Here is a 26,723-nt window from a genome sequence, read left to right on the forward strand (position 1 = left end):
TTGTCCCGGCCACAAAAAAGGCCGCCCGGAGGCGGCCTCTTCCGATGGTCCCGGGATGTCTACATTTCCTGGGTCACGGTGAAGGCACCGCGCACGTCACCCTCGCGGAAGCCGGTCGCCTGATCGTCGGGGTAGAGACGTTCCAGCGCGTGCTTCACGTCGCCACTGACGTCGGAGCCGTGGCAGGTCAGGCAGGCGCCGCCGGTCGGGATGGCCGCCATGAAGCGGAATTTCGGGTCACCATCATCGGATTCGACCACGCCAAAGCGCGGCGGCAGATCCGTGGCTGGAGTGCCAGCCGTATGCTGGGCCTCGAAACCCTGCAGGGTCAGGCGTTCCCAGCGGTCGGGGGCGTTGTCCTGGTTGCGCAGCTTCAGGCTGGTTCTGCCGATCTCGATGCCGGTTTCCGCCGAGATGTCACGCGCAATGGCCGGGGCGCGCTCGTTGCACACCTGGATCGCCTCGGTGGGGCCGCCGGACTGCATGGCGGTCATCAGTTCGCCCTGGAGGGTGCTGGCAAATTTCTGAATGGCGTCACGATTGGCAGCGATGCGCTCTTGCAGGTCGTCCTGAGAGAGCTGCGGCATGCTGTCTGCGCCCGCTTGGCCGCTGGCGGCAGAGAAGGCGATCAGGCCGAGGGCCAGGGGGGCAAGCTTCCAGTTCTTCATGGCAAATACCTCGTAGTGCAGAGTCCGTTGCGTCCTGTGTCTGTACAAGACCTGTACAAAGCATGGACCGATCGTGGATAAAGCGCAAGGTCGGTGTTCACCAAATGATAGATGAATCCGGGTCAGGATTCCGGGGCCGCCTTGCGGGTCTGGATCCAGTCTAAGCATCCAAATCGCAAAATGCGAATATATCGAAAGGCGTATGTGAGGGCGCCGTTTGTCGCGTGGAAGATGGTCTCTGGATGCGGGTTTCAGCGGCCGGGATCCGGGCTCCGGGACCGCTTGAGGAGGACATAGACGGCACCGGTGCCGCCGTCGGTCGGCCGCGCGGAGCAGAACGCAAGGACATCGTCGCGCTGGCGCAGCCAGTGGTCGGTCAGCCCCTTGAGTACCGGGCCCTTGTGGCGTGAGCGCAGGCCCTTGCCGTGCACGATGCGTACGCACAGCGCGCCGCCCCGGCGGGCATCGTCAAGGAACAGGCCAATGGCGCGGCGCGCCTCGTCGGCGAACAGGCCGTGCAGGTCGATCTCGTCCTGTACGCGGTAGTGTCCGCCCCGCAGCTTGCGGAAGACGCGCGGGCTGATGCCGGGGCGGGCAAAGCGGAGTTCATCGCCCGGTTGCAGATCGGCGGCGTTAAGCGGATCGCTGAGCCAGTCGGCATGGGCGCGCGCCTCGTCGGCCTCTCGCTGGCGTGCCCGGGCTGCGGGAGGCGGGGGACGGACATCGGCCTGATCACTGTGCAGCCGTCGCACGTTGCCAACGGCCTGCAGGAATTCGTCGAAATCGTTGGGATCATCCCCGGAGTTCATGGCAGGATACTCGCACTTTTCGGGGGGCGGGCGCGATCGAGTCGATTCGAGAGCGTCTCCCTGGACGGTTTCCAGTATATTGAATGCCCTCCCAACGGCCCTGTTTCTGCATGCGCATTCTGGTTAGCAACGACGATGGAATTCACGCCCCGGGCATCCAGTGCCTGGCGACGCATCTGCGGCGGATTGCCGAGGTGCACGTGGTGGCCCCGGACCGGGATCGCAGCGGTGCCAGCAACAGCCTGACGCTGGTGCGGCCGCTGCGGGCGCGTCACCTCCAGAGCGGTGATGTACAGGTCGACGGGACCCCGACGGACTGCGTGCACCTGGCGATCACGGGGTTGTTGCAGCAGGAGCCGGATGTGGTCATCTCCGGGATCAATGCCGGTGCGAACATGGGCGACGACGTGCTGTATTCCGGCACGGTGGCAGCTGCGATGGAAGGACGCTTTCTGGGGCTCCCGTCGATTGCGGTGTCGCTGGTGGGTCCGGATCTGCAGCACTACGACGCTGCGGCAAGCGTAGTGGTTGAATTGCTGGACCGCATCAACCGCGTGCCGCTGCCGGCGGCCACCATCCTGAATGTGAATGTCCCCGATCTGCCGCGCTCGGAGATCCGTGGTGTGCAGGCCACGCGCCTGGGACATCGCCATCGGGCGGAGCCGATGATCGCGGACGAGGACCCCCGCGGGCGCCCGATCTACTGGGTCGGGCCGGCCGGGTCGGAACAGGACGCCGGCCCGGGTACCGACTTCCACGCGGTGCGCGAGGGCTACGTCTCGGTGACGCCGATCCAGGTGGACCTCACGCGCTTTGACGCCATCGACACGGTGGGACGCTGGCTGGACGACTCGCTCCCGGAGGCTGGACATGGTTCCTGACGCCACCGGCGCCGGTCTGACCTCGCAGCGTGCCCGTGACCGGCTGGTCCGGTTGCTGGAGGGGCAGGGGATCCGCGACCCGCGAGTACTGGAGGCGATCCGTTCGATTCCCCGCCACCTGTTTGTGGAGGAGGCGCTGAGCCATCGCGCCTACGAGAACACGGCGTTGCCGATCGGACACCGCCAGACCATCTCCCAGCCCTTTATCGTCGCGCGCATGACCGAGGCACTGCTCGAGGGCGAGCGCCCCCGGACGGTCCTGGAGATCGGGACCGGCTCCGGCTATCAGGCGGCGGTCCTGGCGCAGATCGTGGATCGGGTGTTCTCGGTGGAACGCATTCAGGCGCTCAGCCGGAACGCCCGTGAACTGTTGAGCCGTCTGGGCATCAACAACGTCAATCTTCGGCACAGTGACGGGGCCGACGGCTGGCCAGACAAGGCGCCGTTCGACGGCATCATCCTGACCGCAGCACCGAAGGAGGTTCCCGAGGCGTTGCTGACCCAGCTGGCGCTGGGCGGGCGCCTGGTCGCGCCCGTGGAAGGCCCGGACGGGCGTCAGCAGCTGGTGCGCTATACCCGGACGGAAGAGGCCTATGTGCGCGATATCCTGGACGCGGTGATGTTCGTGCCGATGCTTCCGGGGGCCGAGCAATGACGGCGGACCGTGCAGGTCGAGGCATTTGTGACTGAACTGGTCGCGGCGGTACGGCATCGATGAAGCTCTTCGAGCCGCTCTACGACCGGGTGATGGCCTGGTCCCGCCATCCTCATGCGCCGCGTTATCTGGCTGGGCTCTCGTTCGCCGAGTCTTCGTTCTTCCCCATCCCCCCGGACGTAATGCTTGCGCCGATGGCGGCGGCGCAGCCACGTTCCGCCTGGCGGCTGGCCGCGCTGACCACCCTGTTTTCCGCGCTTGGCGGTTTGCTCGGGTACCTGATCGGGTGGCTGGCGTTCGAGTGGATCGGGCCCTGGCTGCATCAGGTCGGGTACGGCGAGGAGTTAAGCCAGGCCGAGGCCTGGTTTGACACCTGGGGAGTCTGGGTCGTCCTGGTCGCCGGCTTTTCACCGATCCCCTACAAGCTGTTCACCGTGACCGCCGGGGCGCTTTCGATGGCCCTGTTGCCGTTCTTGATCGCGTCGCTGGTGGGGCGCGGGCTGCGTTTCTTCCTGGTCGCGTTGTTCATGGCCTGGGCCGGGCCGCGTGCGGAGCGCCATCTGCGACCGTATATGGAGCGTCTGGGCTGGGCGGCCATTATCCTGCTGGCCGTGGCCATGGCGATCTATCTGGTAATGGACTGACATGCGCCGGCGCATGGTTCAGGGGTTGGTGACGGGGTTGGTGCTGGTCCTGGTTGCGAGTGTCCTGGCCGGTTGTGCGGCGCGTGCGCCCAGCGGGGCCTCAATGCCGGACACCCACGTGGTGCAGCGCAACGAGACGCTGTATCGCATTGCCCAGCGCTACGGCTTGGAATGGCGCGATCTGGCCCGACGCAATGCCATCGGTGCCCCTTATGTCATCCATCCCGGTCAGCGCCTGCGGCTGCGAGGTGCGGCGCGCTCGTCGCCGCCCAGCGCGCCACAGGCCTCTTCAGCGCCGAGCACGCGGCAACCATCCTCGGGCGCCTCTGGCCGCGACAGCGGTGGCGGAACCTCGTCCGGCTCTACCTCAAGCTCGTCGACTTCGAGTCCGCCGCCCTCCGATCCGGGTGGTTGGCAATGGCCAGCGGCGGGCGAGGTGCTGCGCGGATTCTCCAGCAGCGGCACGCGCCGAGGGCTTGCGATCGGCGGCGAACGGGGGGATCACGTACGGGCAACGCGGGCCGGGGAAGTGGTCTATGCAGGTGGCGGCCTGGTGGGGTATGGTCGATTGATCATCCTCAAGCACGACGCGCGGTTCCTCAGTGCCTACGGGCACAACGATGAATTGCTGGTGAGCGAGGGTGACCAGGTGCAGGCGGGCGACACCATCGCGCGTCTGGGGTCATCGGGGGCCGAGCGCCCGATGTTGCACTTCGAGATCCGGGTGGACGGGACGCCGGTAGACCCGGCGCGATACCTCCCGGACCGCTGACTCGATCGAGAGCAGGACACTACATGGCCAAGACCCGGCAACCGGCCGCTCCGGAACTGCACAACGACAACCTGACCCACGAGCCGGATCCGGAGGAGGCGACCCAGGTGCCCGAGGATCTGGCCCATCCGGTTGAAAAGATCGAGGAATCCGAAGATCCGGAAGACGTCTCGGAGGCGGTGCTACCCGACGTCACCGCCGGCTTGAAACCGGAAGAAGGCGCTCCGGTACGGCCGAAAACCCTGCGCGACGCCCGTCCCGCGGAACTGGATGCGATCCAGATCTACCTGCGCGATATCGAATACCGCCCGCTGCTGACCCCCGAGGAAGAGCGCAAGTACGCGCGTCTGGCGCGCGAGGGAGACGAGAGTGGCCGCCGGCGCATGATCGAGTGCAATCTTCGGTTGGTGGTCAAGATCGCCCGTCGCTACCTGAACCGGGGTCTGCCGCTGCTTGACCTGATCGAGGAGGGCAATCTCGGCCTCATGCACTCGGTGGAAAAATTCGACCCGGAGCGCGGCTTTCGTTTTTCCACCTACGCCACCTGGTGGATCCGCCAGACCATCGAACGGGCCCTGATGAATCAGGGGCGGACCATCCGCATTCCGGTGCATGTGAGCAAGGAGTTGCGCATGCACGCGCGGATTGCGCGCAACCTGACGCAGGAACTTGGCCGCGACCCCACCGAGGAAGAGCTGGCGGAGCGCCTGGGCCGGCCGGTGGCGGAGATCCAGAAGCTGCGCGCGATGTCCGAACCCTCCACCTCGATGGATTTGCCGTCGGGCCCGGACGGCGATCGCTCGCTGGCCGATATCCTTGCCGACGTGAATGCGCCCGAGCCCTCCACTTTGCTGGAGGATCAGGATCTTCATCATCTGGTGGATGCCTGGCTGGAAGAACTGGACTACAAACAGCGCGAGGTGCTGGTGCGCCGGTTCGGGCTGCACGGTTTCGAGCGCTCGACCCTGGAGCAGGTCGGGGCGGAGATCGGCGTGACCCGGGAGCGGGTGCGGCAGATTCAGATGGATGCGCTGAAGCGGCTGCGGAAGCTGCTGGAGTCGCGTGGAATGAAGGGTGACGAGGTCCTGCCGAGTTCCTGAGAGGGTTGCCGGGGCGGGTCGCTTATCCGTTAATGATCAGGGCAGCGGCGACGTCGCGGCCCTCGGCCATGATCAGGTTGTACGTGCGGCAGGCGGCCGCGGTATCCATGATTTCCACCCCCAGGCCCTGCGAGCGCAGATGACGCCAGACCGCGCGGTCCGGGAATTGCTGGACCGTACCGGTGCCGATTAGCAGGACCTCGGGCGGCGCGTCCAGTATTGCTTGCAGGTGATCCACGCCCAGTTGTTCGACCGAGTCGACTGGCCAGTCGGTGCGCAGTTCGTGCGGGCGCACGATCAGGCTGCGGCTGTGCGCAATCTGGTTGATTCCGACGCGCCCCGACTCATAGCCGGTCACGATGTAGGAGTCTTCGCTGGTGACTTCGGAAAACAGCATCCCTTTACGCTACTCCGAGCCCGCGAAAGGCTCAAGATTCCATCCCCGTCCGGCGGGGTGTCCGAACCTCGGTTCGTTGACAGCCGGGGGCCCGGGTTATACTTTGGCGCGCTTTCCGGTGCGGCATCCGGAGGGGCCGTTTTGGCCCTGCAAAGCGATCCCCAAGGCCCCAACCAGGACCCAGAATCCGTGACCGACGTCTTTCCCCGTATCGAGCGCCTCCCGCCCTACGTCTTCAACATCGTGAACCAGTTGAAGGCCGAGGCCCGCGCCCGCGGCGAGGACATCATCGACTTCGGCATGGGCAACCCGGACCAGCCGACGCCGCAGCACATCGTGGACAAGCTGTGCGAGGCGGCGCAACGCGGCGATACCCACCGCTATTCCGTATCCAAGGGTATCCCGCGGCTGCGCCGCGCGATCACGCGCTGGTACAAGACCCGGTTCGACGTCGATCTGGACCCGGAGACCGAGGCGATCGTGACCATTGGTTCCAAGGAAGGCCTGGCGCACCTTGCGCTGGCGACCCTGGGGCCGGGCGATGCGGTGCTGGTGCCGAATCCGGCCTATCCGATTCATCCCTATGGTTGTGTGATTGCCGGGGCAGACGTGCGCCATGTGCCGTTGACGCCGGATGTCGACTTCTTCGCCGAGCTGGAGCGGGCGATCCAGGACTCCTGGCCGAAGCCGAAGATGCTGATCCTCAACTTCCCGGCGAATCCGACCACCCAGTGCGTGGATCGGGAGTTCTTCGAGCGGGTCGTGGCGATCTGCAAGGAACATGGCATATGGATCGTGCACGACCTGGCCTATGCCGAGATCAGTTTTGACGGCTACAAGGCGCCTTCGATCTTCGAGGTGCCGGGGGCGAAGGACATTGCGGTGGAGTTCTACACCCTGTCCAAGACCTACAACATGCCGGGCTGGCGCGTCGGCTTCATGTGCGGTAACCCGACCCTGGTCGCGGCGCTGGCGCGGATCAAGTCGTACCTCGACTACGGCACCTTCACCCCCATCCAGGTCGCTGCGATCGCTGCGCTGGAGGGCCCGCAGGACTGCGTGGAGGAGATTCGCGAGCTCTACCGGGTGCGCCGTGATGTCCTCTGCGAGGGGCTGAACAAGCTCGGCTGGCAGGTCGAGAAGCCGAAGGCGACCATGTTCGTCTGGGCGCCGATCCCCGAGCCCTACCGCGAGATGGGCTCGCTGGAGTTTGCCAAGAAAATGCTGAGCGACGCCAAGGTGGCGGTCTCGCCGGGGGTGGGTTTCGGCAACTACGGAGACGACCACGTGCGCTTCAGCCTGATCGAGAACGAACAGCGTACGCGTCAGGCCCTGCGCGGGATCAAGGCGATGTTCCGCGCGGACTCGATCCTGGCCGACGCCTCCGAGGAAAATCCGGGTTCGGGCAGCTAGTTCGAGCGCCGCAGACCCTCAACGCAATGAACACGGGGCGCCGCTGGTGCCCGACGTCAAGGACAGCAAGGCTATGACGCCGGTAAAGATCGGAATTCTGGGACTGGGAACTGTCGGCTGCGGGACGATCAACGTGCTCGCGCGCAACGGCACCGAGATCGCTCGCCGCGCGGGTCGCGACATTCAGGTCGTGGCGGCCGCCGCGCGCGACATCCAGCGCGAGCGCGAATGCGATTGCTCGCAGATCCGCCTGACCACCGATCCGGCCGAGGTCGTCAACGACCCGGAGGTCGAGGTTGTCGTCGAACTGATGGGCGGGACGGATCTCGCCCTGAGCCTGGTACTGGCCGCGATTGACGCGGGCAAGCACGTGGTCACCGCCAACAAGGCCCTGATCGCGCTGCATGGCAACGGGATCTTCGAGCGCGCCCAGGAGAAGGGCGTGATGGTGGCCTTCGAGGCGGCAGTCGCCGGTGGCATTCCGATTATCAAGGCGATCCGCGAGGGTCTCGCCGGCAACCAGATCGAGTGGCTGGCCGGGATCATCAACGGTACCGGAAACTTCATCCTCAGCGAGATGCGCGACAAGGGTCGCGACTTCGAGGACGTGCTGGCCGAGGCCCAGGCACTGGGCTACGCCGAGGCCGATCCGACCTTTGACGTGGAGGGGATCGACGCCGCGCACAAACTGGCGATCCTGGCCTCGATCGCCTTCGGCATCCCGCTCCAGTTCGACCGCGTCGCGGTGGAGGGGATCAGCGATATCACCCGCGAGGATGTCGGCTTCGCCGCCGAACTCGGTTATCGCATCAAGCACCTGGGCATTGCCCGGCGGACGCCGAAGGGCTACGAGCTGCGGGTGCATCCGACGCTGATCCCGGAGCGCCGGCTGATCGCGAACGTCGACGGCGTGATGAACGCCGTGCTGGTGCATGCCGACGCCGTCGGCCCGACGCTTTATTACGGCGCCGGGGCCGGGGCCGAGGCGACCGCCTCCGCAGTGGTGGCCGATCTGGTCGACGTGGTGCGTGCCCTGACCACCGATCCGGAGAACCGCGTGCCGCATCTGGCGTTCCAGCCGGATGCCCTGTCGGACAAGCCGGTGCTGGACCTTGCCGAGGTGGAGACCTCCTTCTACCTGCGCCTGCGCACCCAGGACCGGCCCGGCGTTCTGGCCGACATTACCCGTATTCTGGGCGAGCACGGCATCAGCATCGAGGCGATCCTGCAGCGCGAGCCGGACCCGGAGCGCGGCGAGGCCACGATCATCATGCTGACGCACAAGGTTCGCGAGGGCGCGATGAACGAGGCGATTGCCGCGATCGAGGCCCTGGATCATCTGTTGACCCCGATTACCCGTATCCGCATGGAAGGACTGGCGCGCTAGTTGGCGCTCTATCCCTTTCGCAACGACGAAGAGAACACCATGGCCTTTGGACATCGCTATACCGGACTGATCGAGCGCTACCGTGACCGCCTGCCGGTACACGACGACACGCGCATCATCTCGCTGGGCGAGGGCAACACGCCCTTGATCCGTCTGAACAACATCCCGCGCGAGCTCACGCGCGAGGTCGAGATCTACGTCAAGTTCGAGGGGCTGAACCCGACCGGATCGTTCAAGGACCGGGGGATGACCATGGCCGTGACCAAGGCCATCGAGGAGGGCTCGCGGGCGATTGTCTGTGCCTCCACCGGCAACACCTCGGCCGCTGCCGCTGCGTATGCGGCGCGTGCGGGCATTACCGCGTTCGTGGTGATACCGGACGGCAAGATCGCCCTGGGCAAGCTCGCCCAGGCGATGATGCACGGCGCCACGGTGATCCAGATCGAGGGCAACTTCGACGACGGCATGCGTCTGGTCAAGGAGGTTGCCTCCAATACGCCGGTGACGCTGGTGAACTCGGTGAACCCCTATCGCCTGCAGGGCCAGAAGACGGCCGCCTTCGAGATCGTCGAGGAACTGGGCCGTGCCCCGGACTACCACTGCCTGCCGGTGGGCAACGCGGGGAACATCACCGCGCACTGGATCGGGTACAGCGAGATGGCGGCCAAGAGCAGCGACGACGTGACCGAAGCCTGTTCCTATTGCAAGGGCCACTGCAAGTACGCGGGTGGCGGCATGGTGGGTAACCGTCCGCACATGGTCGGCTATCAGGCGGCGGGATCCGCCCCGTTCATGCGTGGCGCGATGGTCGATAACCCGGACACCGTGGCGACCGCGATCCGTATCGGCCATCCGCAGTCCTGGGACATGGCCTGGAAGGTCCGCGAGGAATCCGGCGGTTGGTTCGACGAGTGCCAGGACGACGAGATTCTGGCTGCGCAGAAGCTCCTGGCGGAAAAGGAAGGCGTGTTCTGCGAGCCGGCTTCTGCCGCGTCGCTGGCGGGTGCGCTACGCGACATCCGCGAGGGCAAGATCCAGGAAGGCTCCACTGTGGTGTGCACCCTTACGGGCAACGGCCTGAAGGACCCGGATACGGCCATCGCCCAGAGCGTGATTCAGCCAGCCAAGGTCCCGGCGGAGCTGGACGCGGTCTCCCGCGCGATCCGCGACAACCTGGTTTGAGGCACCCCGCCATCGCGCGTGACGCGATGGCGAAGAGCGAATCTGGGTCGGGTCAGGGCTTGCTGCGCAGGTCCAGGTCGAAGAGGGTGTCGCCGCCGAGGCGGAAGATACGGCAAGGCGGGCGTAACGCCTGATCCAGCGAGTCGATCTCCGGCAGGGTCACACCCGGACGCCCGGAGCCGATCAGCATGGGCGCAATGGTCAGGTGCAGCCGGTCCAGGGTGTCGGCCTCGAGAAAGCGCGAGACCGTCTGGCCGCCGCCTTCGACCAGCAGGCGATGCAGGCCCATCTCCGCGAGTTGGCCGCGGATCCTGGCGGGGTCGAAGCGGTCGTCGGCCCCGGTGGGCATCTCCAGGCATTCGACATGCTCGGGCAGGCCGCAGGGTCCATACCCGGCTGCGTGCAGGACAATGGTCCGGACCTCGGCATTGCGAAAGACATGGGCATCAGCGGGAATGCGGCCATCGGGGTCCAGGATCACGCGGACCGGGTTGGGGCCCTCGGTCTTGCGCACGGTCAGGCGAGGGTCGTCGGCCACGACCGTGCCGGCGCCGACGATCACGGCATCGACCAGGGCCCGCAGGCGATGCAGGCGCTCGATATCCTCGGGGCCGGTGACGTAGTGCGACTTGCCGCTCGCGGTGGCAATGCGCCCGTCCAGGCTCTGGCCGAGCTGGGCCACGGTGATGCTGGGGGCCTCGACGATCGGGCCGTAGAGATCCAGCAGCTCGTGGGCACCCGGTGCCAGGGGGCCGGGCAGGGGGCAGCACCCGGGATCGGCCCGTTGTGCCAGCAGCCAGCGCCAGGCCTGCTCCTCGGTTACCGGATAGGCCGTCATGCCGCAATCCCCGGGGTTACGGGACCGCAAGTAGCGAGTTGGGGTAGGCTAACGCCGTCTTCGACCTGCCTGGCCAAGCCGGGAGCCGCCTCCGGGGAATTCGCGGTTTGCGGGCTGGTCATAAACAAAACTCCGTATGGAAGCACCCGATGCACAACGCCGATCGCGGGATCTTTGATCTTCGCCGGGGCCATCCGGTCCTGGTGAGTGGTTCGCAGTCGAGTGTACTCGTTGCGGCCGTCGAGGGGCTGACCCCTGTGTTGCTGGATCGCCTGACCCACATGACCGGGTCCGCGCCTCGACTGATTCTAACCGCGCACCGCGCCTCTGCAATGGGCTGGTCCCAGCCGCTGCAGGAAGGCTGGGAAGGCGTGGCCCTGGAATTCGCTCCGAATACCGATCCCGAGGCCCTGTTTACACTGGCCAGCGCCCCGGAGGCCTCGAACGAGACGACCCACCCGTACGCCGCGATTGGGCAGCCCACGGTGGTTCGTGCGCTTCCCGCAGAGGTCGCGGCCCTGGAGCTGGTGCGTGCGGGGCGTCTGTTGCCGGCGGTGGTGGCCGCGCCGGTCCCCGAGCCGGTGCCGGAGGCCATTCGCACGGCGTTGGCGGACGGCATGTTCCTCGACGTCGACGAGCAGGAGGCGCGCGCGGTGGCCAAGCACCCGCGCCTGGAACTGGCCTATGTCAGCGAGGCCCCGGTGCCGCTGGCGGACGCGCCGGTCACCCGATTCATGCTGTTCCGCGAGGGCAACGGGATCCTGGAGCACGTCGCGGTGCTGATAGGGGAGCCCCGCGACTGGCCGGATGCGGTACCGGTCCGGCTGCACTCGGCCTGTCTGACCGGGGATCTGTTCGGCAGCCTCCGCTGTGACTGCGGCGATCAGCTGCGCCTGGGTGTGAAGACCATCAATGACTCGGGCGGCGGTGTCCTGTTGTATCTGGCGCAGGAGGGTCGTGGTATTGGACTGGCCAACAAGTTGCGCGCCTATACCATGCAGACGGCCGGGCTGGATACCATCGATTCCGATTGCCAGCTGGGTTTCGAGGCCGATGGCCGGCGCTACGACGCGGCGGTGGAGATGCTGGAGTTCCTCGGCATCGACAGCGTGCGGCTATTGACCAACAATCCCGGAAAAATGGATGCCCTGCGTGCCGGTGGCATCGAGGTGGTGGCACGCGAGCCGGTGCATGGCAAGCTGAATCCGCACAACCTGCGCTATCTCAGCACCAAGGCCGACCGTGGCGGCCACTGGCTCCAGGAGCTGCTGGCCTCGGAGGCCGAGCGCGGCTGACGCATCTCGCTCCCTCTCAGGGCGCGAGATGCGTCAGGTCGAACCGCGCGGCGTCGCGGATCGTCGCGGCCAGGGTGCGAGCGTAGTGCTCCACCAATTGCCGTCCCAACTCGGCGGTTGCGCCGCGGGCATCCCCGACCACGCCGGACGGGTGGAGGTCGCCCGCCATCCAGGCGAAAGCCGCGCGCCCTTCGGGCTCCAGCACTTCCAGTTTTTCTGCGAGCTCCGCGCCCAGCGACGGTGCGTCCGCGGCCGCCTCCATGCGCACGTGCTCCGGGGCGAGAAACCGCATCATCGCGGTCTCGATCAGCCCGCCGTGCAGGCCGTGGCGAAGCTCGTCGGGCGCGATGCGGGACGCGTCCGGCGGGGGCTGGGTGAAATAGTGATGTTTGACCACAAGCATGCCGTGGGCCCGGCGCAACTCCAGGGCAGCGAGGTCGCAGATCCCGGTATTGCCGCCGTGACTGTTGACGAGCAGCAGGCGCCGCAGGCCGCTGCGGGACACGCTGTCGCCGATGTCCCGCAAGGTGGCCAATGCGGTTTCGGGCTGCAGGCTCAGGGTGCCCGGGAAGCCGGTATGTTCGGTACTGGTGGCGATCGCCACCGGCGGCAGGACCGCGAGCGGAAGGTCCTCCGCCATGGTCTCGCAGGCGGCCTGCAGCAGGCCCAGCCCGATGCGGTAGTCGGTATCCAGCGGCAGGTGGGGGCCGTGTTGTTCGATGGCCGAGAGGGGCAGGATCGCGACCGCATCGCGGGCGGCGAGCGCGGCGATCCCGTCGCTCGTGTGGTGTTGCCACCAGGGGAGGTTGTCGGCGTTCATAGGCCCAGCCTTGCCGCTCGCACTGGTTCCGTCAAGGCGACCCCATCAAGCATCGTGTCGGCGGGCGTACAGGTCGCCCGAACCCAGGTTTTCGCCGTGCCGCTCCAGCCAGGCAAGGATCGCTGCGGAGGATTGCCAGTCGGCGAATTGATACTGGCGGCGTTCGCCGCGGATCAGGTTGTATTCGTACGTGCCCAGTTCTGCCAGCTGGTCGAGGCAGTCGCGGGTGACGTCCAGCGCGCTGGCCACGAACTCGAAGGACAGGGCGGAGATGGGGTGGCTCAGGCCGCGCAGAACCTCGGCCTCCATGCCCTCCACATCGATCTTGCAGAATGCTGGAAGCCCGTATTCGGCGATGAGTTGGTCGAGGGTGACCATGGGTACCGCGATCTCTTCGTCCCAGCGTACGTGTTCAAAGCTGCGGTTGCGGGTGCGCAGTGATCGCACCCAGGAACGCGAGGCGGAGGAGACGGTCGGGTGGCGTCGGCTGACTTGCAGCTGTGCGGTACCTGGGCGTGGCCCGGCCACCTCGCGCCGAATCGAGATGCCCGGGCGCCCGCGCACCGCGCGGCGCAGCCAGGGCAGGAGCTGCGGTTGCGGTTCCAGAGCGACCACACGCGCGCCAAGATCGGCGAAGGCGCGGGTGCGGTCGCCGACATGGGCTCCGATGTCGAATACCAGATCCCCGGACTGAATAAACGGGGCATACATATGCTGTAGTCCGCGCTGGCGTCCGGGGCGGCGATAGATGATCAGGGATCGCAGGACACCGATGGTCTGATCGAGCCAGGCCAGGTGGTGCGGGTTTTGTGGGGGTGTGCTCATCCTTGCAGGCTAACCGAGCGAAGGTCTCGGGGGAACGCTGGAGGCGCCACAGGGTCTTCTGGATAGTTTGGCCGTGCCGGGACCCGGTCTCCGGGTTCGTGGAAGAGTGGGCGTTGGAAAATGGTCCCGCGCGTAGTGGGTTCGCAACGAGGAGTACTGCATGCAGGCGGGTTTTCGGTTTGGGACATGGGTGGGCGCGGTTGGCCTGCTGACGGCCTTGTTGGCGGGTACCGTGAAGGCGGGCAGTGATTGTCCAGCTCCGGGGGCGTGGTCCACGCCGGCGGGCGAGCCGCTGGATGCCGCCGAGCTGTATGCCGACCTTGCCACCCGCGAGGTGGTGTTGCTGGGCGAGCGCCACGACCGGATGGATCATCATCGCTGGCAGTTGGGCACGCTTTCTGCGCTGCATGGTCAGCGCCCGGACATGGTGATCGGGCTGGAGATGCTGCCCCGCTCCAGGCAGCCGGTGCTGGATGCCTGGGTCGCGGGCGAGCTGGACCCGGAGGCATTCCTGAAGAAGAGCGGCTGGTACGAGCACTGGGGTTTCGACCCGGAGTTGTACTGGCCGATCCTGCACTTTGCCCGCGTCCACGACGTGCCGCTGCTGGCGCTGAACCTGGAACGGGAATATATCCAGCGTCTGGGTCACGAGGGCTGGGATACCGTGGACGCCGATACGCGCGATGGGGTGTCGGCCCCGGCCGCGGCGAGCCAGGGCTACCGTGACTATCTGGAAGCCGTGCTGGAACGTCATCCAGCGGGCATGGGACCGGATTCGGAGCGGTTTATCGCGACGCAGTTGGCGTGGGATCGGATGATGGCTGGCGGGATTGCGGCGCGCATCAAGGCGGGCGGCGATACGCCGCCACTGGTGGCCGCGATCATTGGCTCCGGGCACCTGGAATACGGCTATGGGGTGCCGCATCAACTTGCCGATCTGGGCGTGAGCGAGGCCGCGGTCTTGTTGCCGCGCGAGCCCGGCGGTTGTGCGGACAGCGATCCGGCGCTTGCGGACGCCGTCTTCGGTGTGCCACACGACGAGCGTTTTGAACGTTCGAGTTTGATGCTGGGCGTGCACCTGGAGTCCGATGACGCGCCGGGGATTCGCATCCTGCGCGTGCAGGAGGGGTCAGTCGGTGAGGCGGCCGGCCTGGAGGCTGGAGATCGGGTTTTGCGGGCAGGCGAACAGACCATTCGCGCCGCTGGCGATCTGCAACGCGTGGTGCAAGCGACGCCACCGGGCATGTGGCTGCCACTGCAGATCGAGCGTGAGGGCAAGCGGCTAGAGCGCGTGGCACGCTTCCCGCGCGAGGACTGACGCATGCGCCCGGGGTTGTGGGTGTGCAGTGTTGTCTTGTGGCTGGCCGGTGGAGCGGCTTCGGCCGACACGGCATACGATGGTGTGACGCTGGAGGTGGAACTGGATCCCAGCCAGGCGCGGCTGGAGGGGCGGTTCGAGGCGGATCCGGCCCGGATCGATCCGGCCTCGCTGCGCCGGTTCCGGCTGGATCCGGGCATTGCCGTGGATGCGGTGACGCTTGGCGGGCAGGTAGTCGAGTTCGACCGCAGCGAGGATGGTTGGCTGGAACTGGCGCGCGAGCCGGGTGCGGATGACGGGCCTTTGGCGATCCGCTATGGGGCGCGTCTTTCGGCACCGGACCAGGCACGTCCCGGGAGCGGATACCTGGGTCCGGACGGCGGGTATCTGCCGCCGGGCGCCGACTGGTATCCGCGCCGTCCCGATGCCGAGCCCCACGCAGTGCGTATCGAATTGAAGAGCCTTGGTGGCCATCTCGGGGTGGCTTCCGGCTCCCGCGTGGCCGAGGAGCGCAGGGGTGACGAATACCATGCCACGTTCGAGCACCCCGCTGGTCGCGCCCTGGCGATCGCTACCGGCCCCTGGGAGCCGGCCGAGCTGCGGGTTGGAGATGTGGAGGTACGCACCCTGTTTCCGGTCGGCCTCGAGGAGCGATTCGGGGAGACCTATCGCGAGCAGGCGGCCAAATACCTGCAGCGCTTCAATGACGAGATCGGCCCGTACCCGTTTGCGACCTTCACGATCGCCGCGAGTCCGCAGCCCGTGGGGCTGGCGTTTTCCGGCTTTACGTTGTTGGGGGAGCGTGTGATTCCGCTGCCATTCATTCCGCACACCTCGCTGGGCCACGAGGTCCTGCACGCCTGGTGGGGAACCGGGGTGTACGTGGATTATTCCGCAGGCAACTGGTCGGAAGGGCTGACGACCTACATGGCCGACTATCAGTTCAAGCGTGACCGCGGCGAAGGGCGGGACGAACGGGGCCAGTGGCTGCGAGATTACGCGGCCTTGCCGGCCGGGGAAGATCGCGCGCACGGGAGCTTCCGGGGTGGCAATTCCGGGGCGGCTCGCATCGCCGGCTATCACCGCGGCGCGATGCTGTGGCGAATGCTGGAGGATCGAATCGGGCGCGAGGCGCTGCTGTCGGGTGCGCGGACCCTGTACGACGAATGGCGCTTTCGCGAGGCGGACTGGGACGCCGTGATCGGGGCGTTCGACGGAACGACGGATGAAGACCTGCGGCCCTTCTTTTCCCAGTGGGTAGAGCGCGCTGGCGCGCCTGCGCTGGAACTGACGGGACTGCGCCGCGAGGCGCGGGGAGACGGTTGGCGAGTACAGGGCCGGCTGCAACAACGCGACGAGCAGGCCCCTTGGGAGCTGTATGTGCCGCTGGAGCTGGAAACCGAGAACGGCCGCGAGACGCATTGGGTCGAGCTGAATGCGGTAGAGAAGGGGATTTCGCTGGAGACCTCCAGCCGACCCCTGGCCATTGCCATCGACCCCGACTGGCGAATGTTCCGCCATCTGGCAGCGGACGAGTCGCCCGCCATCCTGCGTCAGGGGGCGCTGGACCCGGAAGCCCGGGTGGTGGCGCTGGAGGATGCGGAACCCTCCGAGGTCGCCCCCTGGCTGGGTCGAGTGCCGGGCTCCGCGCACGACGCAGAAGGCATGCGGATCGTGCTGGGCTCGCATTCCTCCGTGGCCGGCTGGCTGGGGCGGCATGACTTGCCGAGCGACCCGGTCGCACTGGCGAATGCAGGCGAGATCGGTCCGGGTGCGCGGGCCTGGGCTGTACCGGATACCCGGTTAGTTGTGATCAGCGGGGCGGATGCGGGTACACGGCGCGAGGTGTTGGCCGCATTGCGGCATCGATCCCACTACAGTTACCTGTTGCCCGGCGCGAACGGCGAATGGCAGACCGGCCTCTGGTCCCAGCCGGGAATATGGCAGGAGTTTGATGATGACGAATGAATTTCTGCTGGATCCACGCCTGGAGGCCGATACCTGGGCTGTGGCCGAGTGGCCACTCTCGCGGCTGCGGTTGATGGATCATCACGACTATGCCTGGTTCATCCTGGTGCCGCGTCGCGCCGATGTGCGCGAACTGCATCAACTGGCCCCCGAGGATGCCATCCAGCTGGCTCGCGAGTCCGGTGCATTGGCGCGGGCGATGGAGCAGGCCTTCGCTCCGAAGGCGCTGAACGTGGCCAAGCTTGGCAATATCGTGGAGCAGCTGCACCTGCATCATGTAGCGCGCCGCGAGGGGGACCCGGCGTGGCCCGGTCCCGTGTGGGGTGCCCCGAAATCGCGCGGGCTGGAAACGCAAGAGGCCGAGGACCGCATTGCGCGGGTCCTCGGCCTCGTCGGAGACGTCGGCGGCTAGGCCGGCGTCAGACGGTCGTGGCTAGCCTCAGAAGCGGTAGCCGACGTTCATCCCGAAGGTCCAGGGATCGATCTTGACCGTGCCCAGGTCGGCGGTGCCCAGCGACACGTCGGTTTCGATGTCGATCCAGCGAACCTCGGCGTTGACGAACCAGTTTTCGTCCACGGCGAAGTCGATCCCGGCCTGCACCGCGGCTCCCCAGGAATCATCCAGGTCGATATCCTGCCCCGTCACGTCAGCCGTATCTTCGTCGAAGAAGTGGGTGTAGTTGATGCCGGCGCCGATGTAGGGTCGAACGGCCGTTCCGGTGTTGAAGTGGTACTGGAGGCTCAGGGTCGGCGGCAGGTGGCGGGTGCTGCCGATGTCGACACCGCCCACGTTCAGATCATGCTTGAACGGGATGGCAACCAGAAGCTCCAGGCCCAGGTTGTCGGTCATCATGTAGGTGATGTTGCCAGACGGGCGGGTGTTGGAGCCGACATCGGCCGGCGCGTTAGCACTCAGGCCCAATCCGCTTGCATCCAGATTGCCGTTGTCGGACTTGGGGGCCACGTGGGTCAGGCCGCCGCGCAGCAGCCAGTCGCCAGCGGAGACATCGGCGTTGGCAGCGGTCGCGTGGGCCGGGATCATGGCCGCGGGGGCCAGCAGCCCGGCCAGGGTCAGAGCGCGCAGGGTGGTGGAACGTTGCATGTCGAGCCTCCGAATCGGTGTATGTTCGCAGGCACTATCCCGCCATCGGTATTAGCGGTTGTTGATGCAGATCATGGTTGTGGCGGGTGAGCGTTCAGAATGGCAGGCGCTGGCCCTCGAAGTCGTGGAAGCTGCCGGACTGGTCGGCCTCCAGATGGTCCAGGACACCGAGCAGACGTTCGCTTGCGTATTCGGGGCTGAGGACCTCCGGGGCGCGTGACCGGTACGGCTCCGACAGACGGGTGTCGCAGGTGCCAGGCTGAAGCGCAATCACCAGCGCATGGCGATGGCTGAAGCGTAGTTCCAGGGCCGTGGTCCGCACGATCTGGTTGAGCGCGGCCTTGGAGGCGCGATAACTCACCCAGCCGCCCAGGTGATTGTCCTCGATGGAGCCGACCCGGGCCGAGAGGGTGGCCAGGATGCCCTTGCGGCCCCGCGGGAGCAGGGGTGCCAGGTGCTTGAACAGTAATGCCGGGCCGATGGCGTTGATGGCGAAGGCATGGGCCATGATCGTCGGGTCGAGATCGCGCAGGCGCTTCTCCGGCCCGTGGCCGTCGATGGTCAGGATCCCGGTGGCGTCGAGGATCAGGTCCCACTCGGCTGCCTGGTCTCGCAGCCACGCGGCAGCGTGTTCGATGCTGGCCTCGTCGAGCAGGTCCACGGGCGGGGTGCTTTGGCGTCCGAGGCCGACCACGTGTTCGCAGTTCGGGTCGTTCTCCAGGTGATCGACAAACGCGGCACCGAGGCCGCCCGTGGCGCCGATGACCACAGCGCGATAGGGTATCTGCAGGGATTCCATGCAGCGTAGGACCATTACGCTTGCGATTGATTCCGGGGCGGCGCCTCGGTTAGGGAAACACTGACTAATGTACACACTCGCGTTGATACCCCAGGTTTTCCGAGACAAGGCGTGTCGTGCAGCGGGTAGTGGTTCTACCCGCAAGCGGCGCAACGCAGGATCGGGGAACCTGGGGTGCCAACCCCACAAGCCATTGCAAAGCAGGGGCTCGGCCGCTTTTGCGTGGGAACGGCGTTGCGGTTCCCTTGTGCAGAATGACTGCACGGCGGTCGCCGCGCCTTGTTCGCACGCAAAAGCGACTCGAGCGCGAGTGTGTACATTAATCAGTGTTTCCCTAGGGAGCGCATGAATTTTCTCCACACCCTGGGTCATGCGGCACGCAACCTCGCTCCGATCGTGATCGTGGTGGCGGTGTTCCAGGCGCTGGTGCTGCGCACGGTGCCGGATGGCCTGCTGTCGATGGTGGTGGGCCTGGCCATCGTGGTGTTCGGCGTGGCCTTGTTCCTGCAGGGCCTGGAGATGGGGATCTTCCCCATCGGCAAGAACCTGTCCAACGCACTGGCGCGGCGTGGATCGTTGCTGTTGCTGATGGCCTTCGGCTTTACGCTCGGGTTTGCGACGGTGATCGCGGAGCCGGCACTGATCGCGGTGGCGGAGCAGGCGGAGGTGATCAGCGAGGGCCGCATCGAGGGCATGGTGCTGCGGCTGATTGTCGCGCTTTCGGTAGGGGCCGTGGTGGCGCTGGGGATCCTGCGCACGGTGCTCGGACATCCGCTGCACTGGTACATCCTGACCGGATATGTGCTGGTGGTGCTGGTGACCTTCTTCGCCCCCGAGGAGATCGTGGGCCTGGCTTACGACTCGGGCGGGGTGACCACGAACATCGTGACGGTGCCGCTCGTGGCGGCACTGGGCCTGGGGCTGGCGGCCTCCATAAGCGGGCGTAACCCGCTGCGCGACGGCTTCGGGCTGGTGGCGCTGGCGGTGATGGTGCCGATGATCACGGTGCAGATCTACGGGATCATCGTGTTTACAGGAGCGGAGATCGCGGCTCCAACCGGCGCCGAGACAGCGGCCATGGATCCGGGAACCGATCTGCCAGGCGCAGGCGAGCGGCACTGGCTGTCCGCGATGGGCATGGACCTGTTGCTGATGCTGCGTGACGTGGCACCGATCATCGCGGTGATCGTGGTGTTCCAGTATTTCGTGCTGCGCAAGCGCATCCCGTATCTGCCGCGGGTGATGTTCGGTTTCGTGTTGGTGGTGCTGGGGCTTTATGCCTTCGTGGTGGGGCTGAAGCTGGGCCTGTTCCCGATCGGCGAGAGCATGGCCGAGCAGTTGATTACCAACGAACTGTTCATGTGGGTCTATTTGTTTGCCTTTTCCATCGGGTTCGCGACCACCATGGCGGAACCGGCGCTGATCGCGATCGGCCAGAAGGCCGAGGAGGCCGCTCGCGGTTCGTTGCGCGGCAATGTAATCCGCATCCTGGTGGCGCTGGGCGTGGCCATTGGCATCACCATCGGAGTGCACCGCATTCTGGCGGGGGACTCCATCCACCACTACATCATGGGCGGCTACCTGCTGGTGATCGTGCTCACGATCCTGGCGCCCAAGCAGATCGTGGCACTGGCCTTCGATCTTGGCGGGGTGACCACCTCCGAGGTGACTGTGCCCCTGGTGACGGCTCTGGGGATCGGCCTGGCGACGCACCTGGAGGATCGCAACGTACTGATCGACGGCTTCGGTCTGATCGCGTTCGCGTCGATATTTCCCATCGTCACGGTGATGCTCTATGCGATCGCCGTGGATCTTTACGAACGCTGGTCCGCTCGCGACGAGCGGCAGGAGGAGTGAGCAATGCGATTTTCTGCACTGGTGGCCGTCCTCTCGGATGATCTGGAGGAACAGGCGATTGCCACGGCCAAGGAAGCGGGCGCAGGTGGCGTGACCATCATGGATGCGCGCGGGATTGGCGCCGAGGCCCGCAGGACGTTTCTTGGCATGACCTACGAGGGCAGTCAGTCGGTCCTCTTGTGGGTGCTGGAGAAAAAGGTGGCCCTGGACGTGCTCAAGTGCATCTCGAGGGAGCTGGACCTGGCCAATGACCCCCGGGGAGTGGCCTTTACGGTGGATGTGGCCCATCTCGCCGGTATCGGGCGCAAGCAGATCGAGCAGTTCCAGGAACAGGTCAAGGAAGAACTCTGACGGAGAGCAACATGCTGGTAAGCGAAATTCTAAGACCCAATGTCGTCACGGTGTCTCCCCTGGCACCGCTGCGCGAGGCGATGCAGCTGATGCGCAAGCATGGCGTCAAGTCGCTGGTGGTGGAGAAGCAGCACGCCCACGATGCCTACGGCATCATCACCTATACGACCATCCTCAAGACGATCGTGGCGGAAGAGGGCGATATCGACCTCTCGAATGTCTATGATGTCTGCACGAAACCGGTGATCACGGTGCCCGCCGAGATGGATGTGAAGTACGTCGCGCGGCTCATGGTGAGCCAGGGGATCCGGCGGCTGGTGGTTCTGAAGGGCAACGAGCTGGAAGGGATCGTGACGACCAGCGACATTGTCGGGTCGATCCTCGAGATGGCGGACATGGACTGAACCGCGCAGCCCCAAGCGGGTCGGATTTCAGTGACCTCGCGCATGACCCCGTGTCGTGCGTTCATTTTTTGCAGAAGGCCCGATATGGCGTCCGTGTCGATCATCGAGGGGTTCGAGAAACTCCGACTGCTGGATGCCGCTATCGAGCAATCGTACAACTCGGTCGTCATTACCGACGCCGATCTGGACGGCGGTCCGCGGATCGTTTACGTCAATGCCGGTTTTGAGCGCATGACCGGGTATTCGCGGGAGGAAGCCCTGGGGAAAACCCCGCGTATCCTTCAGGGCCCGGCAACCTCGCGCGCCGTTCTGGACAGGTTGCGCGGGGCCCTCGTCAGTGGCGAGTATTTCGAGGGCGAAACGGTCAACTACCGCAAGGATGGCTCCCCGTACGAGGTTCGCTGGCACATCTCGCCCGTATATGCCAGCGATAACGACCGTGACATCACCCACTTTGTCTCGGTGCAAAAGGACATTACCGAGGAGCGGCGGCGGGATGACGAGCTGCGGCTATTGTCGACCGCGCTTGAGGTGTCGGTGGACCCCGTGCTGATCACCGACCCGGACGGCACGATCACCTATGTGAACGCGGCCTTCGAGGAGCAGACCGGATACAGCCGGAATGAAGCGGTAGGCAAGAATCCGCGGTTCCTTCAGTCCGGTCAGCAGGAGCCCGGGTTCTATCGCGGGATGTGGGAAACACTCGCGCGCGGCGAAGCCTTCCGTGGCGAGTTCGTGAACCGCCGCCGCGACGGCACGCTGATGAACATGGAGCAGAGCATCAGTCCGGTGACCGATGCCCATGGCCGGGTGACGCACTACGTGTCGATCAGCAAGGATGTGACCGATCGAGTGCGCATGGAGGACGAGATCCGGCGCCTGGCGCATACCGACTGGCTGACGGGGCTGGCCAACCGCCTGAGCCTGGGCAACACGCTGGAGGCGGAGATGGAGCGCAGCCGCCGCTACGGACGGCCCCTTTCCCTGATCATGTTCGATATCGACCATTTCAAAGACTTCAACGACGACTACGGCCACGAGACCGGAGATGACGTCCTCAAGCGGCTGGCCGATACGGTTCAGGGCGCGTTGCGCGAGGCGGATGCCCTGGGGCGCTGGGGCGGGGAGGAGTTCATGGTCGTCGTTCCGGAGACCCCTGGCGCGGGCGCCGAGGCCATGGCCGAAAAGCTGCGCAAGGCCGTGGCGGTCATGGAAACGGCGTGCCCGGTGTCGGTTACGGCCAGTTTCGGGGTGACCGAGATGCGCCAGGGCGATACCCCCAAGACCTTCGCCCGCCGCGTGGACGAGGCGATGTATCAGGCCAAGGAGGCGGGGCGCAACCGCGTCGTCTTGCTCTAAGGCCGTGGTTCCGGTAGTGCGGCGGCGGCCCCAACGAAAACGGGCCGACCCCAAAAGGGCCGGCCCGTCCTGTCGGGGATGCCATGCCCCGAGATTGGCAGCGTCCGGACTACGCGCGGCGGCGCAGCACCCAGATCTCCAGCAGGGCCCAGTCTTCGCCCGGATAGTTCTCCTGCTCCAGCGGCGACAGGCGGCGATGGCGGCTGGCGGTGCTACCGACGAATTCCAGGTGTTCCAGCAGCAGACGCTTGGTCGCGTCGGCCTTTTCCAGGGCGAAGGGGTTCAGGAAGTTGACCAGCATGTAGCCCTCGCGCGGGGTCTCGGCGAAGGAGCGGATCAGCTTCTCGATTGCCGGCGGGTCCAGATAGACCAGCGATGCGGTGGAGATCACGATGTCCGCGTCGGCCATCGATTTTTCGATCGCGGCCTGGGTCTCCGGTGCGGGCTGGTTCAGGTCGGCCTCGAAGGTTTCGTCGAACAGCCCGGCGCTCTTGCCATAGGCCAGCGCGTTGCCCGAGATATCGATGCCGGTGGTCTTCATCGGCAGACGGCGCGGGGCGGCGACGGTCTTGCAGGCCTGCTCGTCGGCCCAGTTGGCGCGGATCGCCTCGACATCCATATTGTGGATGGCGGCCATGGTGGTGTTGCCAAAACAGCAGCACAGATCTACGTAGTTCAGGGTCTTGCCGGTGGCGGCCTGCTGCTCGGCCCAGGGAAGGATCAGCCGGTCGAAGGTTTGCCGGTTGAAGTCGTCGGAGATGTAGTCGAGCGCGTCGATGATGCGCTCCTTGAACGGCACCGGGGTCTCGGCGACGTAGATATCGTCGAAATGCTGTTTCTTCTCCTCGGTCTTCACTTGCGGCTCACTCATCGGCTTTTCCTCGTTGTATAAACCCACCATGCTCGGGGGTATGCGTGTAGAGCGTCAAGTAACGGCACTCACGCCAGTGATGCTGGCATCGCCTCGCGGAGCCCTTTGGCTATGTATCATGAAGGTATACGCAGCGGGTTTCCGTCCGATGCGGGAATCGAATGATGCCGGTAAGGGGCGTGCATGAAGATCGACTGTTTCAAGGCCTACGACATACGTGGCCGGGTGCCGGACCAGCTCAATCCGGAGGTGGTGCGAGCGATCGGGCGGGCCTTTGCCGAGGAGATCCGGCCGGGACGGACGGTCGTCGGGCACGATATCCGCCTTTCCAGCCCGGAACTGGCGCGGGCGCTCACCGAAGGGCTTACGGCGGGCGGGAGTGATGTTGCCGATATAGGCATGTGTGGCACCGAAGAGGTGTATTTCGCCACCGCGCACTATGGGGCCGGTGGCGGGATCATGGTGACGGCCAGCCACAATCCGCTGGACTATAACGGGCTGAAACTGGTTCGCAGCGATGCGCGCCCGATCAGCGGGGATTCCGGGCTGCAGGCGATTCGCGCTCGCGCCGAGCGCGGTGACTTCCGGCCCATGCCCCACGGGCAGGTCCGGCACCTGGATCATCGGGCGGACTACATCTCCCGGTTGCTGGCTTCGGTCGACCGCGAGACCTTGCCGAAACTCAAGGTGGTCGTGAACCCCGGCAACGGGGGGGCGGGGCCGGTGCTGGAGGCCCTGGAGCCGCATCTCCCGTTCGAGCTGATCCGCGTCAACTTCGAACCGGATGGGCGTTTCCCCAATGGCATTCCCAATCCATTGCTGCCGGAAAACCGCGCGGCCACCGCGGAGGCGGTGCGCAAGCACGGCGCCGATCTGGGCGTGGCCTGGGACGGCGACTTTGATCGCTGCTTCCTGTTCGACGCCCAAGGCAACTTCATCGAGGGGTATTACATCGTGGGCCTGCTGGCCGAGGCATGCCTGGAGGGGCACGCCGGGGAGCGCATCGTCCATGATCCGCGCCTGACCTGGAACACCATTGAGATGGTGTGTGCCGCGGGGGGCGAACCCATCCAGTCCAAGACCGGACACGCCTTCATGAAGGAGCGGCTGCGCCACGAGGATGGAATCTACGGGGGCGAGATGAGTGCTCACCACTACTTCCGGGACTTCTACTACTGCGATACCGGGATGCTGCCCTGGTTGCGAGTGGCCGAGCTCATGGGCCGACGCGGCCAGGCGTTGGGCGAGATGGTAGCCGAGCGCATGGCGCGCTTCCCCTGCAGCGGCGAGCTGAACTTCGAGGTCGAGGACGCCGCCGCCGCCACCGATCGGGTGATGCAGGCCTACGCGTCGGAAGCCGTGGGGCTGGATCATACGGATGGCGTCAGCCTGGAATTCGCGGACTGGCGCTTCAACCTGCGCAGTTCCAATACCGAGCCGCTGTTGCGGTTGAATGTGGAGACCCGCGCCGATCCGGCCCTGCTGGAACGCCGCGTGGACGAGATTTCACGCCTGATACGGGGGTAAGGCCGATGGAACCTACGCAAAGCCGGACGGAACTGCAGCCGGTGATACTGGCCGGCGGATCGGGGACTCGGCTGTGGCCGGTATCGCGCAGTCACTACCCCAAGCAGTTCCTGCCCCTGACCGGGGAGCAGACGTTGCTGCAGCAGACGGCCGAACGGCTCGACGGCCTGGGCGCGTCGGCGCCCCTGGTGCTGGCCAACGTCGAGCATCGCTTCCTGGCGGCCGAGCAGTTGCGGGCGGCAGGTGTGGAGCATGCCCGCATCGTGCTGGAGCCGGAGGGGCGCAATACCGCCCCGGCGATCGCCCTGGCGGCATTGCAGGCGCAGGCGGAAGGGCGCGACCCGTTGTTGCTGATCTTGGCGGCGGACCACCACATCGGTGATCCCGAGGCCTTCCAGGCCGCCGTGGCGCGAGCCATGACGCTGGCGGAGGCGGGCCACCTGGTGACCTTCGGGATCGTGCCTACCGCTGCGGAGACCGGTTATGGCTACATCCAGCAGGGTGAGTCCCTGGGGGAGGCCGGGGCGCGAGTGGCGCGTTTCGTCGAGAAGCCGGATGCCGCCACCGCGCGCGAGTACGTCGACAGTGGCGATTACCTCTGGAACAGCGGCATGTTCGTGTTCCGCGCCTCGCTGTACATGCAGGAGTTGCAGCGTTTCGAACCGGGCATCGTCGAGGCTTGTCGCGCTGCGCTGGAGGGCGCCCGCGAGGACCTCGACTTCCTGCGGGTGGACCCGGAGGCCTTCGCCGCGGCCCCGAACATCTCGGTGGATTACGCGGTGATGGAGCGCACCGAACACGCCGCCGTCACACCGCTGGCCGCCGGTTGGAGCGACATCGGCTCGTGGTCCGCTCTGGCGGGCGTGCGTGGGGTGGATGAGCAGGGCAACACCCTGCGCGGGGACTGCCTGCTGGAAGATAGCGAAGGCTGCGTGGTGGATGCCGACGGCCTGCTGGTCGCCGGCATTGGCCTGCGCAACCTGGCCGTGGTCGCCACCCGTGACGCCGTACTGGTTGCCGACCGCGACCGCGTCCAGGACGTCAAACTCATCGTTGAGCGCCTGAAAGCCGACAACCGCAGCGAGCACGTCAATCACACAGCGGTTTATCGTCCCTGGGGGTGCTACGAATCCATCGATACCGGGGCGCGCTATCAGGTCAAGCGCATCACCGTGAACCCCGGTGCGCGTCTTTCCCTGCAGATGCACCATCATCGGGCCGAACATTGGGTAGTAGTCAGCGGCACCGCGCGGGTGACCAATGGCGAGCAGAACTACCTGGTCACCGAGAACGAATCGACTTTCATCCCGATTGGCCAGGTTCACTGCCTGGAGAACCCCGGCGCGCTCCCGCTGGAATTGATCGAGGTGCAATCCGGCAGCTACCTCGGCGAGGATGACATTGTCCGCCTGGAGGACGTGTACGGCCGCGCGTGACCGGGCATCGGGTGGTTCCGGGAATGCTATGATCCGCCCTTTTGG

At 65.9% G+C, this 26,723-nt stretch carries 27 protein-coding genes; 18 read left to right on the forward strand and 9 right to left on the reverse strand.

Annotated elements, in window-relative coordinates; genetic code table 11:
* Window positions 1-59 precede the first annotated feature (59 nt).
* Together TVD_RS05695 and TVD_RS05700 are read right to left on the reverse strand one after the other, a co-directional pair.
* Window positions 60-668 carry a Tll0287-like domain-containing protein gene (locus tag TVD_RS05695; RefSeq protein WP_047251042.1) on the reverse strand — a complete coding sequence of 203 codons (609 nt, stop codon included), beginning with the start codon at window positions 666-668 and terminating at the stop codon, window positions 60-62.
* Window positions 669-919: 251 nt separating this feature from the next.
* The gene (locus tag TVD_RS05700; RefSeq protein ID WP_018650212.1) at window positions 920-1,477 is read right to left on the reverse strand and encodes a Smr/MutS family protein; all 558 of its coding nucleotides are present in this window, start codon (window positions 1,475-1,477) and stop codon (window positions 920-922) included.
* Window positions 1,478-1,587: 110 nt separating this feature from the next.
* On the opposite strand from TVD_RS05700, the gene surE reads away from it, so the two are divergent.
* Genes surE through rpoS form a run of 5 tightly spaced genes read left to right on the forward strand, consistent with a single transcriptional unit; the run spans window position 1,588 to window position 5,529 of the window.
* Complete coding sequence (gene surE / locus TVD_RS05705; RefSeq protein ID WP_018145818.1) at window positions 1,588-2,358, forward strand: 5'/3'-nucleotidase SurE; 771 nt, start codon at window positions 1,588-1,590, stop codon at window positions 2,356-2,358.
* Complete coding sequence (locus tag TVD_RS05710) at window positions 2,348-3,013, forward strand: protein-L-isoaspartate(D-aspartate) O-methyltransferase (protein ID WP_018169643.1); 666 nt, start codon at window positions 2,348-2,350, stop codon at window positions 3,011-3,013. Before surE ends, TVD_RS05710 begins: the two co-directional genes overlap by 11 nt.
* Before the next feature lie 59 nt (window positions 3,014-3,072).
* Window positions 3,073-3,657, forward strand: a complete 585-nt coding sequence (locus tag TVD_RS05715) for a YqaA family protein (RefSeq protein WP_047251043.1) — start codon at window positions 3,073-3,075, stop codon at window positions 3,655-3,657.
* Between the two features lies 1 nt (window position 3,658).
* Entirely contained in the window at window positions 3,659-4,429 is a 771-nt protein-coding gene (locus tag TVD_RS05720; RefSeq protein ID WP_018169644.1) for a peptidoglycan DD-metalloendopeptidase family protein, read from the forward strand.
* A 23-nt stretch (window positions 4,430-4,452) separates the two neighbouring features.
* Window positions 4,453-5,529: an RNA polymerase sigma factor RpoS gene (gene rpoS, locus TVD_RS05725; protein ID WP_018937713.1), complete on the forward strand. Its 1,077-nt coding sequence runs from the start codon at window positions 4,453-4,455 to the stop codon at window positions 5,527-5,529.
* A 22-nt stretch (window positions 5,530-5,551) separates the two neighbouring features.
* On the opposite strand, the gene TVD_RS05730 is transcribed toward rpoS, so the two are convergent.
* Window positions 5,552-5,926: an Mth938-like domain-containing protein gene (locus tag TVD_RS05730; RefSeq protein ID WP_018145813.1), complete on the reverse strand. Its 375-nt coding sequence runs from the start codon at window positions 5,924-5,926 to the stop codon at window positions 5,552-5,554.
* A gap of 189 nt (window positions 5,927-6,115) precedes the next feature.
* Between TVD_RS05730 and alaC the strand changes: the two genes are divergently transcribed.
* From alaC to thrC, 3 genes are all read left to right on the forward strand, one after another.
* Window positions 6,116-7,339, forward strand: a complete 1,224-nt coding sequence (gene alaC / locus TVD_RS05735) for an alanine transaminase (RefSeq protein ID WP_019563739.1) — start codon at window positions 6,116-6,118, stop codon at window positions 7,337-7,339.
* A 73-nt stretch (window positions 7,340-7,412) separates the two neighbouring features.
* Window positions 7,413-8,726, forward strand: coding sequence for a homoserine dehydrogenase (locus tag TVD_RS05740; protein WP_047251044.1), 1,314 nt, complete (start codon window positions 7,413-7,415; stop codon window positions 8,724-8,726).
* Between the two features lie 39 nt (window positions 8,727-8,765).
* Window positions 8,766-9,908, forward strand: coding sequence for a threonine synthase (gene thrC / locus TVD_RS05745; protein WP_026289478.1), 1,143 nt, complete (start codon window positions 8,766-8,768; stop codon window positions 9,906-9,908).
* Window positions 9,909-9,960: 52 nt separating this feature from the next.
* Here thrC and TVD_RS05750 read toward each other — a convergent pair whose 3' ends face one another.
* Window positions 9,961-10,746, reverse strand: coding sequence for a RibD family protein (locus TVD_RS05750; RefSeq protein ID WP_018145809.1), 786 nt, complete (start codon window positions 10,744-10,746; stop codon window positions 9,961-9,963).
* A 149-nt stretch (window positions 10,747-10,895) separates the two neighbouring features.
* Between TVD_RS05750 and ribA the strand changes: the two genes are divergently transcribed.
* Window positions 10,896-12,041 (forward strand): GTP cyclohydrolase II RibA, encoded by a 1,146-nt coding sequence (ribA, locus tag TVD_RS05755; protein ID WP_047251045.1) that lies wholly within the window; start codon window positions 10,896-10,898, stop codon window positions 12,039-12,041.
* A 16-nt stretch (window positions 12,042-12,057) separates the two neighbouring features.
* Here ribA and TVD_RS05760 read toward each other — a convergent pair whose 3' ends face one another.
* Window positions 12,058-12,861 (reverse strand): creatininase family protein, encoded by an 804-nt coding sequence (locus TVD_RS05760; RefSeq protein ID WP_047251046.1) that lies wholly within the window; start codon window positions 12,859-12,861, stop codon window positions 12,058-12,060.
* A gap of 45 nt (window positions 12,862-12,906) precedes the next feature.
* Window positions 12,907-13,686 (reverse strand): FkbM family methyltransferase, encoded by a 780-nt coding sequence (locus tag TVD_RS05765; protein ID WP_047251047.1) that lies wholly within the window; start codon window positions 13,684-13,686, stop codon window positions 12,907-12,909.
* A gap of 160 nt (window positions 13,687-13,846) precedes the next feature.
* Here TVD_RS05765 and TVD_RS05770 point away from each other — a divergent pair, with 160 nt between their 5' ends.
* The 3 genes from TVD_RS05770 to TVD_RS05780 are packed head-to-tail and all read left to right on the forward strand — an operon-like array spanning window position 13,847 to window position 17,384.
* Window positions 13,847-15,004, forward strand: coding sequence for a ChaN family lipoprotein (locus TVD_RS05770; RefSeq protein WP_047251048.1), 1,158 nt, complete (start codon window positions 13,847-13,849; stop codon window positions 15,002-15,004).
* Window positions 15,005-15,007: 3 nt separating this feature from the next.
* Window positions 15,008-16,972 (forward strand): M1 family metallopeptidase, encoded by a 1,965-nt coding sequence (locus TVD_RS05775; RefSeq protein WP_047251049.1) that lies wholly within the window; start codon window positions 15,008-15,010, stop codon window positions 16,970-16,972.
* Window positions 16,962-17,384: an HIT domain-containing protein gene (locus TVD_RS05780; protein WP_019568331.1), complete on the forward strand. Its 423-nt coding sequence runs from the start codon at window positions 16,962-16,964 to the stop codon at window positions 17,382-17,384. The genes TVD_RS05775 and TVD_RS05780 overlap by 11 nt, the downstream gene beginning before the upstream one ends.
* A 27-nt stretch (window positions 17,385-17,411) precedes the next feature.
* Here the strand turns inward: TVD_RS05780 and TVD_RS05785 are convergent, their stop codons facing one another.
* Together TVD_RS05785 and TVD_RS05790 are read right to left on the reverse strand one after the other, a co-directional pair.
* Window positions 17,412-18,074 carry an OmpW/AlkL family protein gene (locus TVD_RS05785; protein WP_047251050.1) on the reverse strand — a complete coding sequence of 221 codons (663 nt, stop codon included), beginning with the start codon at window positions 18,072-18,074 and terminating at the stop codon, window positions 17,412-17,414.
* 94 nt (window positions 18,075-18,168) lie between these two features.
* Window positions 18,169-18,873, reverse strand: coding sequence for an SDR family NAD(P)-dependent oxidoreductase (locus TVD_RS05790; protein ID WP_047251051.1), 705 nt, complete (start codon window positions 18,871-18,873; stop codon window positions 18,169-18,171).
* 345 nt (window positions 18,874-19,218) lie between these two features.
* Here TVD_RS05790 and TVD_RS05795 point away from each other — a divergent pair, with 345 nt between their 5' ends.
* The 4 genes from TVD_RS05795 (at window position 19,219) to TVD_RS05810 (ending at window position 22,844) form a co-directional block, all read left to right on the forward strand.
* Window positions 19,219-20,730 (forward strand): DUF1538 domain-containing protein, encoded by a 1,512-nt coding sequence (locus tag TVD_RS05795; protein ID WP_047251052.1) that lies wholly within the window; start codon window positions 19,219-19,221, stop codon window positions 20,728-20,730.
* A 3-nt stretch (window positions 20,731-20,733) separates the two neighbouring features.
* Window positions 20,734-21,081 (forward strand): P-II family nitrogen regulator, encoded by a 348-nt coding sequence (locus TVD_RS05800; protein WP_018145799.1) that lies wholly within the window; start codon window positions 20,734-20,736, stop codon window positions 21,079-21,081.
* A gap of 11 nt (window positions 21,082-21,092) precedes the next feature.
* Complete coding sequence (locus tag TVD_RS05805; protein WP_018145798.1) at window positions 21,093-21,485, forward strand: CBS domain-containing protein; 393 nt, start codon at window positions 21,093-21,095, stop codon at window positions 21,483-21,485.
* Window positions 21,486-21,569: 84 nt separating this feature from the next.
* Window positions 21,570-22,844, forward strand: a complete 1,275-nt coding sequence (locus tag TVD_RS05810) for a sensor domain-containing diguanylate cyclase (RefSeq protein WP_047251053.1) — start codon at window positions 21,570-21,572, stop codon at window positions 22,842-22,844.
* 109 nt (window positions 22,845-22,953) lie between these two features.
* Here TVD_RS05810 and TVD_RS05815 read toward each other — a convergent pair whose 3' ends face one another.
* On the reverse strand, window positions 22,954-23,715 hold the full coding sequence (locus TVD_RS05815) for a class I SAM-dependent methyltransferase (protein ID WP_018176861.1): 762 nt from the start codon (window positions 23,713-23,715) through the stop codon (window positions 22,954-22,956).
* Between the two features lie 183 nt (window positions 23,716-23,898).
* On the opposite strand from TVD_RS05815, the gene TVD_RS05820 reads away from it, so the two are divergent.
* Window positions 23,899-25,242: a phosphohexomutase domain-containing protein gene (locus TVD_RS05820; protein ID WP_047251054.1), complete on the forward strand. Its 1,344-nt coding sequence runs from the start codon at window positions 23,899-23,901 to the stop codon at window positions 25,240-25,242.
* Window positions 25,243-25,247: 5 nt separating this feature from the next.
* Window positions 25,248-26,678: a mannose-1-phosphate guanylyltransferase/mannose-6-phosphate isomerase gene (locus TVD_RS05825; RefSeq protein ID WP_047251055.1), complete on the forward strand. Its 1,431-nt coding sequence runs from the start codon at window positions 25,248-25,250 to the stop codon at window positions 26,676-26,678.
* Window positions 26,679-26,723: the final 45 nt, after the last annotated feature.

The sequence above is a fragment of the Thioalkalivibrio versutus genome, assembly GCF_001020955.1.
GTDB classification, from domain to species: domain Bacteria; phylum Pseudomonadota; class Gammaproteobacteria; order Ectothiorhodospirales; family Ectothiorhodospiraceae; genus Thioalkalivibrio; species Thioalkalivibrio versutus.

Bases quoted from the DNA above. Each gene is read 5' to 3' on its own strand.
- TVD_RS05795 (WP_047251052.1), top strand. From the start codon at position 19,219: ATGAATTTTCTCCACACCCTGGGTCATGCGGCACGCAACCTCGCTCCG.
- TVD_RS05710 (WP_018169643.1), top strand. From the start codon at position 2,348: ATGGTTCCTGACGCCACCGGCGCCGGTCTGACCTCGCAGCGTGCCCGT.
- TVD_RS05760 (WP_047251046.1), bottom strand. From the start codon at position 12,861: ATGAACGCCGACAACCTCCCCTGGTGGCAACACCACACGAGCGACGGG.
- TVD_RS05815 (WP_018176861.1), bottom strand. From the start codon at position 23,715: ATGAGTGAGCCGCAAGTGAAGACCGAGGAGAAGAAACAGCATTTCGAC.
- surE (WP_018145818.1), top strand. From the start codon at position 1,588: ATGCGCATTCTGGTTAGCAACGACGATGGAATTCACGCCCCGGGCATC.
- TVD_RS05820 (WP_047251054.1), top strand. From the start codon at position 23,899: ATGAAGATCGACTGTTTCAAGGCCTACGACATACGTGGCCGGGTGCCG.
- TVD_RS05800 (WP_018145799.1), top strand. From the start codon at position 20,734: ATGCGATTTTCTGCACTGGTGGCCGTCCTCTCGGATGATCTGGAGGAA.
- TVD_RS05765 (WP_047251047.1), bottom strand. From the start codon at position 13,686: ATGAGCACACCCCCACAAAACCCGCACCACCTGGCCTGGCTCGATCAG.
- TVD_RS05780 (WP_019568331.1), top strand. From the start codon at position 16,962: ATGACGAATGAATTTCTGCTGGATCCACGCCTGGAGGCCGATACCTGG.
- TVD_RS05750 (WP_018145809.1), bottom strand. From the start codon at position 10,746: ATGACGGCCTATCCGGTAACCGAGGAGCAGGCCTGGCGCTGGCTGCTG.
- TVD_RS05700 (WP_018650212.1), bottom strand. From the start codon at position 1,477: ATGAACTCCGGGGATGATCCCAACGATTTCGACGAATTCCTGCAGGCC.
- TVD_RS05790 (WP_047251051.1), bottom strand. From the start codon at position 18,873: ATGGAATCCCTGCAGATACCCTATCGCGCTGTGGTCATCGGCGCCACG.
- TVD_RS05740 (WP_047251044.1), top strand. From the start codon at position 7,413: ATGACGCCGGTAAAGATCGGAATTCTGGGACTGGGAACTGTCGGCTGC.
- TVD_RS05720 (WP_018169644.1), top strand. From the start codon at position 3,659: ATGCGCCGGCGCATGGTTCAGGGGTTGGTGACGGGGTTGGTGCTGGTC.
- TVD_RS05770 (WP_047251048.1), top strand. From the start codon at position 13,847: ATGCAGGCGGGTTTTCGGTTTGGGACATGGGTGGGCGCGGTTGGCCTG.
- TVD_RS05825 (WP_047251055.1), top strand. From the start codon at position 25,248: ATGGAACCTACGCAAAGCCGGACGGAACTGCAGCCGGTGATACTGGCC.
- TVD_RS05785 (WP_047251050.1), bottom strand. From the start codon at position 18,074: ATGCAACGTTCCACCACCCTGCGCGCTCTGACCCTGGCCGGGCTGCTG.
- TVD_RS05810 (WP_047251053.1), top strand. From the start codon at position 21,570: ATGGCGTCCGTGTCGATCATCGAGGGGTTCGAGAAACTCCGACTGCTG.
- thrC (WP_026289478.1), top strand. From the start codon at position 8,766: ATGGCCTTTGGACATCGCTATACCGGACTGATCGAGCGCTACCGTGAC.
- rpoS (WP_018937713.1), top strand. From the start codon at position 4,453: ATGGCCAAGACCCGGCAACCGGCCGCTCCGGAACTGCACAACGACAAC.
- ribA (WP_047251045.1), top strand. From the start codon at position 10,896: ATGCACAACGCCGATCGCGGGATCTTTGATCTTCGCCGGGGCCATCCG.
- TVD_RS05775 (WP_047251049.1), top strand. From the start codon at position 15,008: ATGCGCCCGGGGTTGTGGGTGTGCAGTGTTGTCTTGTGGCTGGCCGGT.
- TVD_RS05715 (WP_047251043.1), top strand. From the start codon at position 3,073: ATGAAGCTCTTCGAGCCGCTCTACGACCGGGTGATGGCCTGGTCCCGC.
- TVD_RS05695 (WP_047251042.1), bottom strand. From the start codon at position 668: ATGAAGAACTGGAAGCTTGCCCCCCTGGCCCTCGGCCTGATCGCCTTC.
- TVD_RS05805 (WP_018145798.1), top strand. From the start codon at position 21,093: ATGCTGGTAAGCGAAATTCTAAGACCCAATGTCGTCACGGTGTCTCCC.
- TVD_RS05730 (WP_018145813.1), bottom strand. From the start codon at position 5,926: ATGCTGTTTTCCGAAGTCACCAGCGAAGACTCCTACATCGTGACCGGC.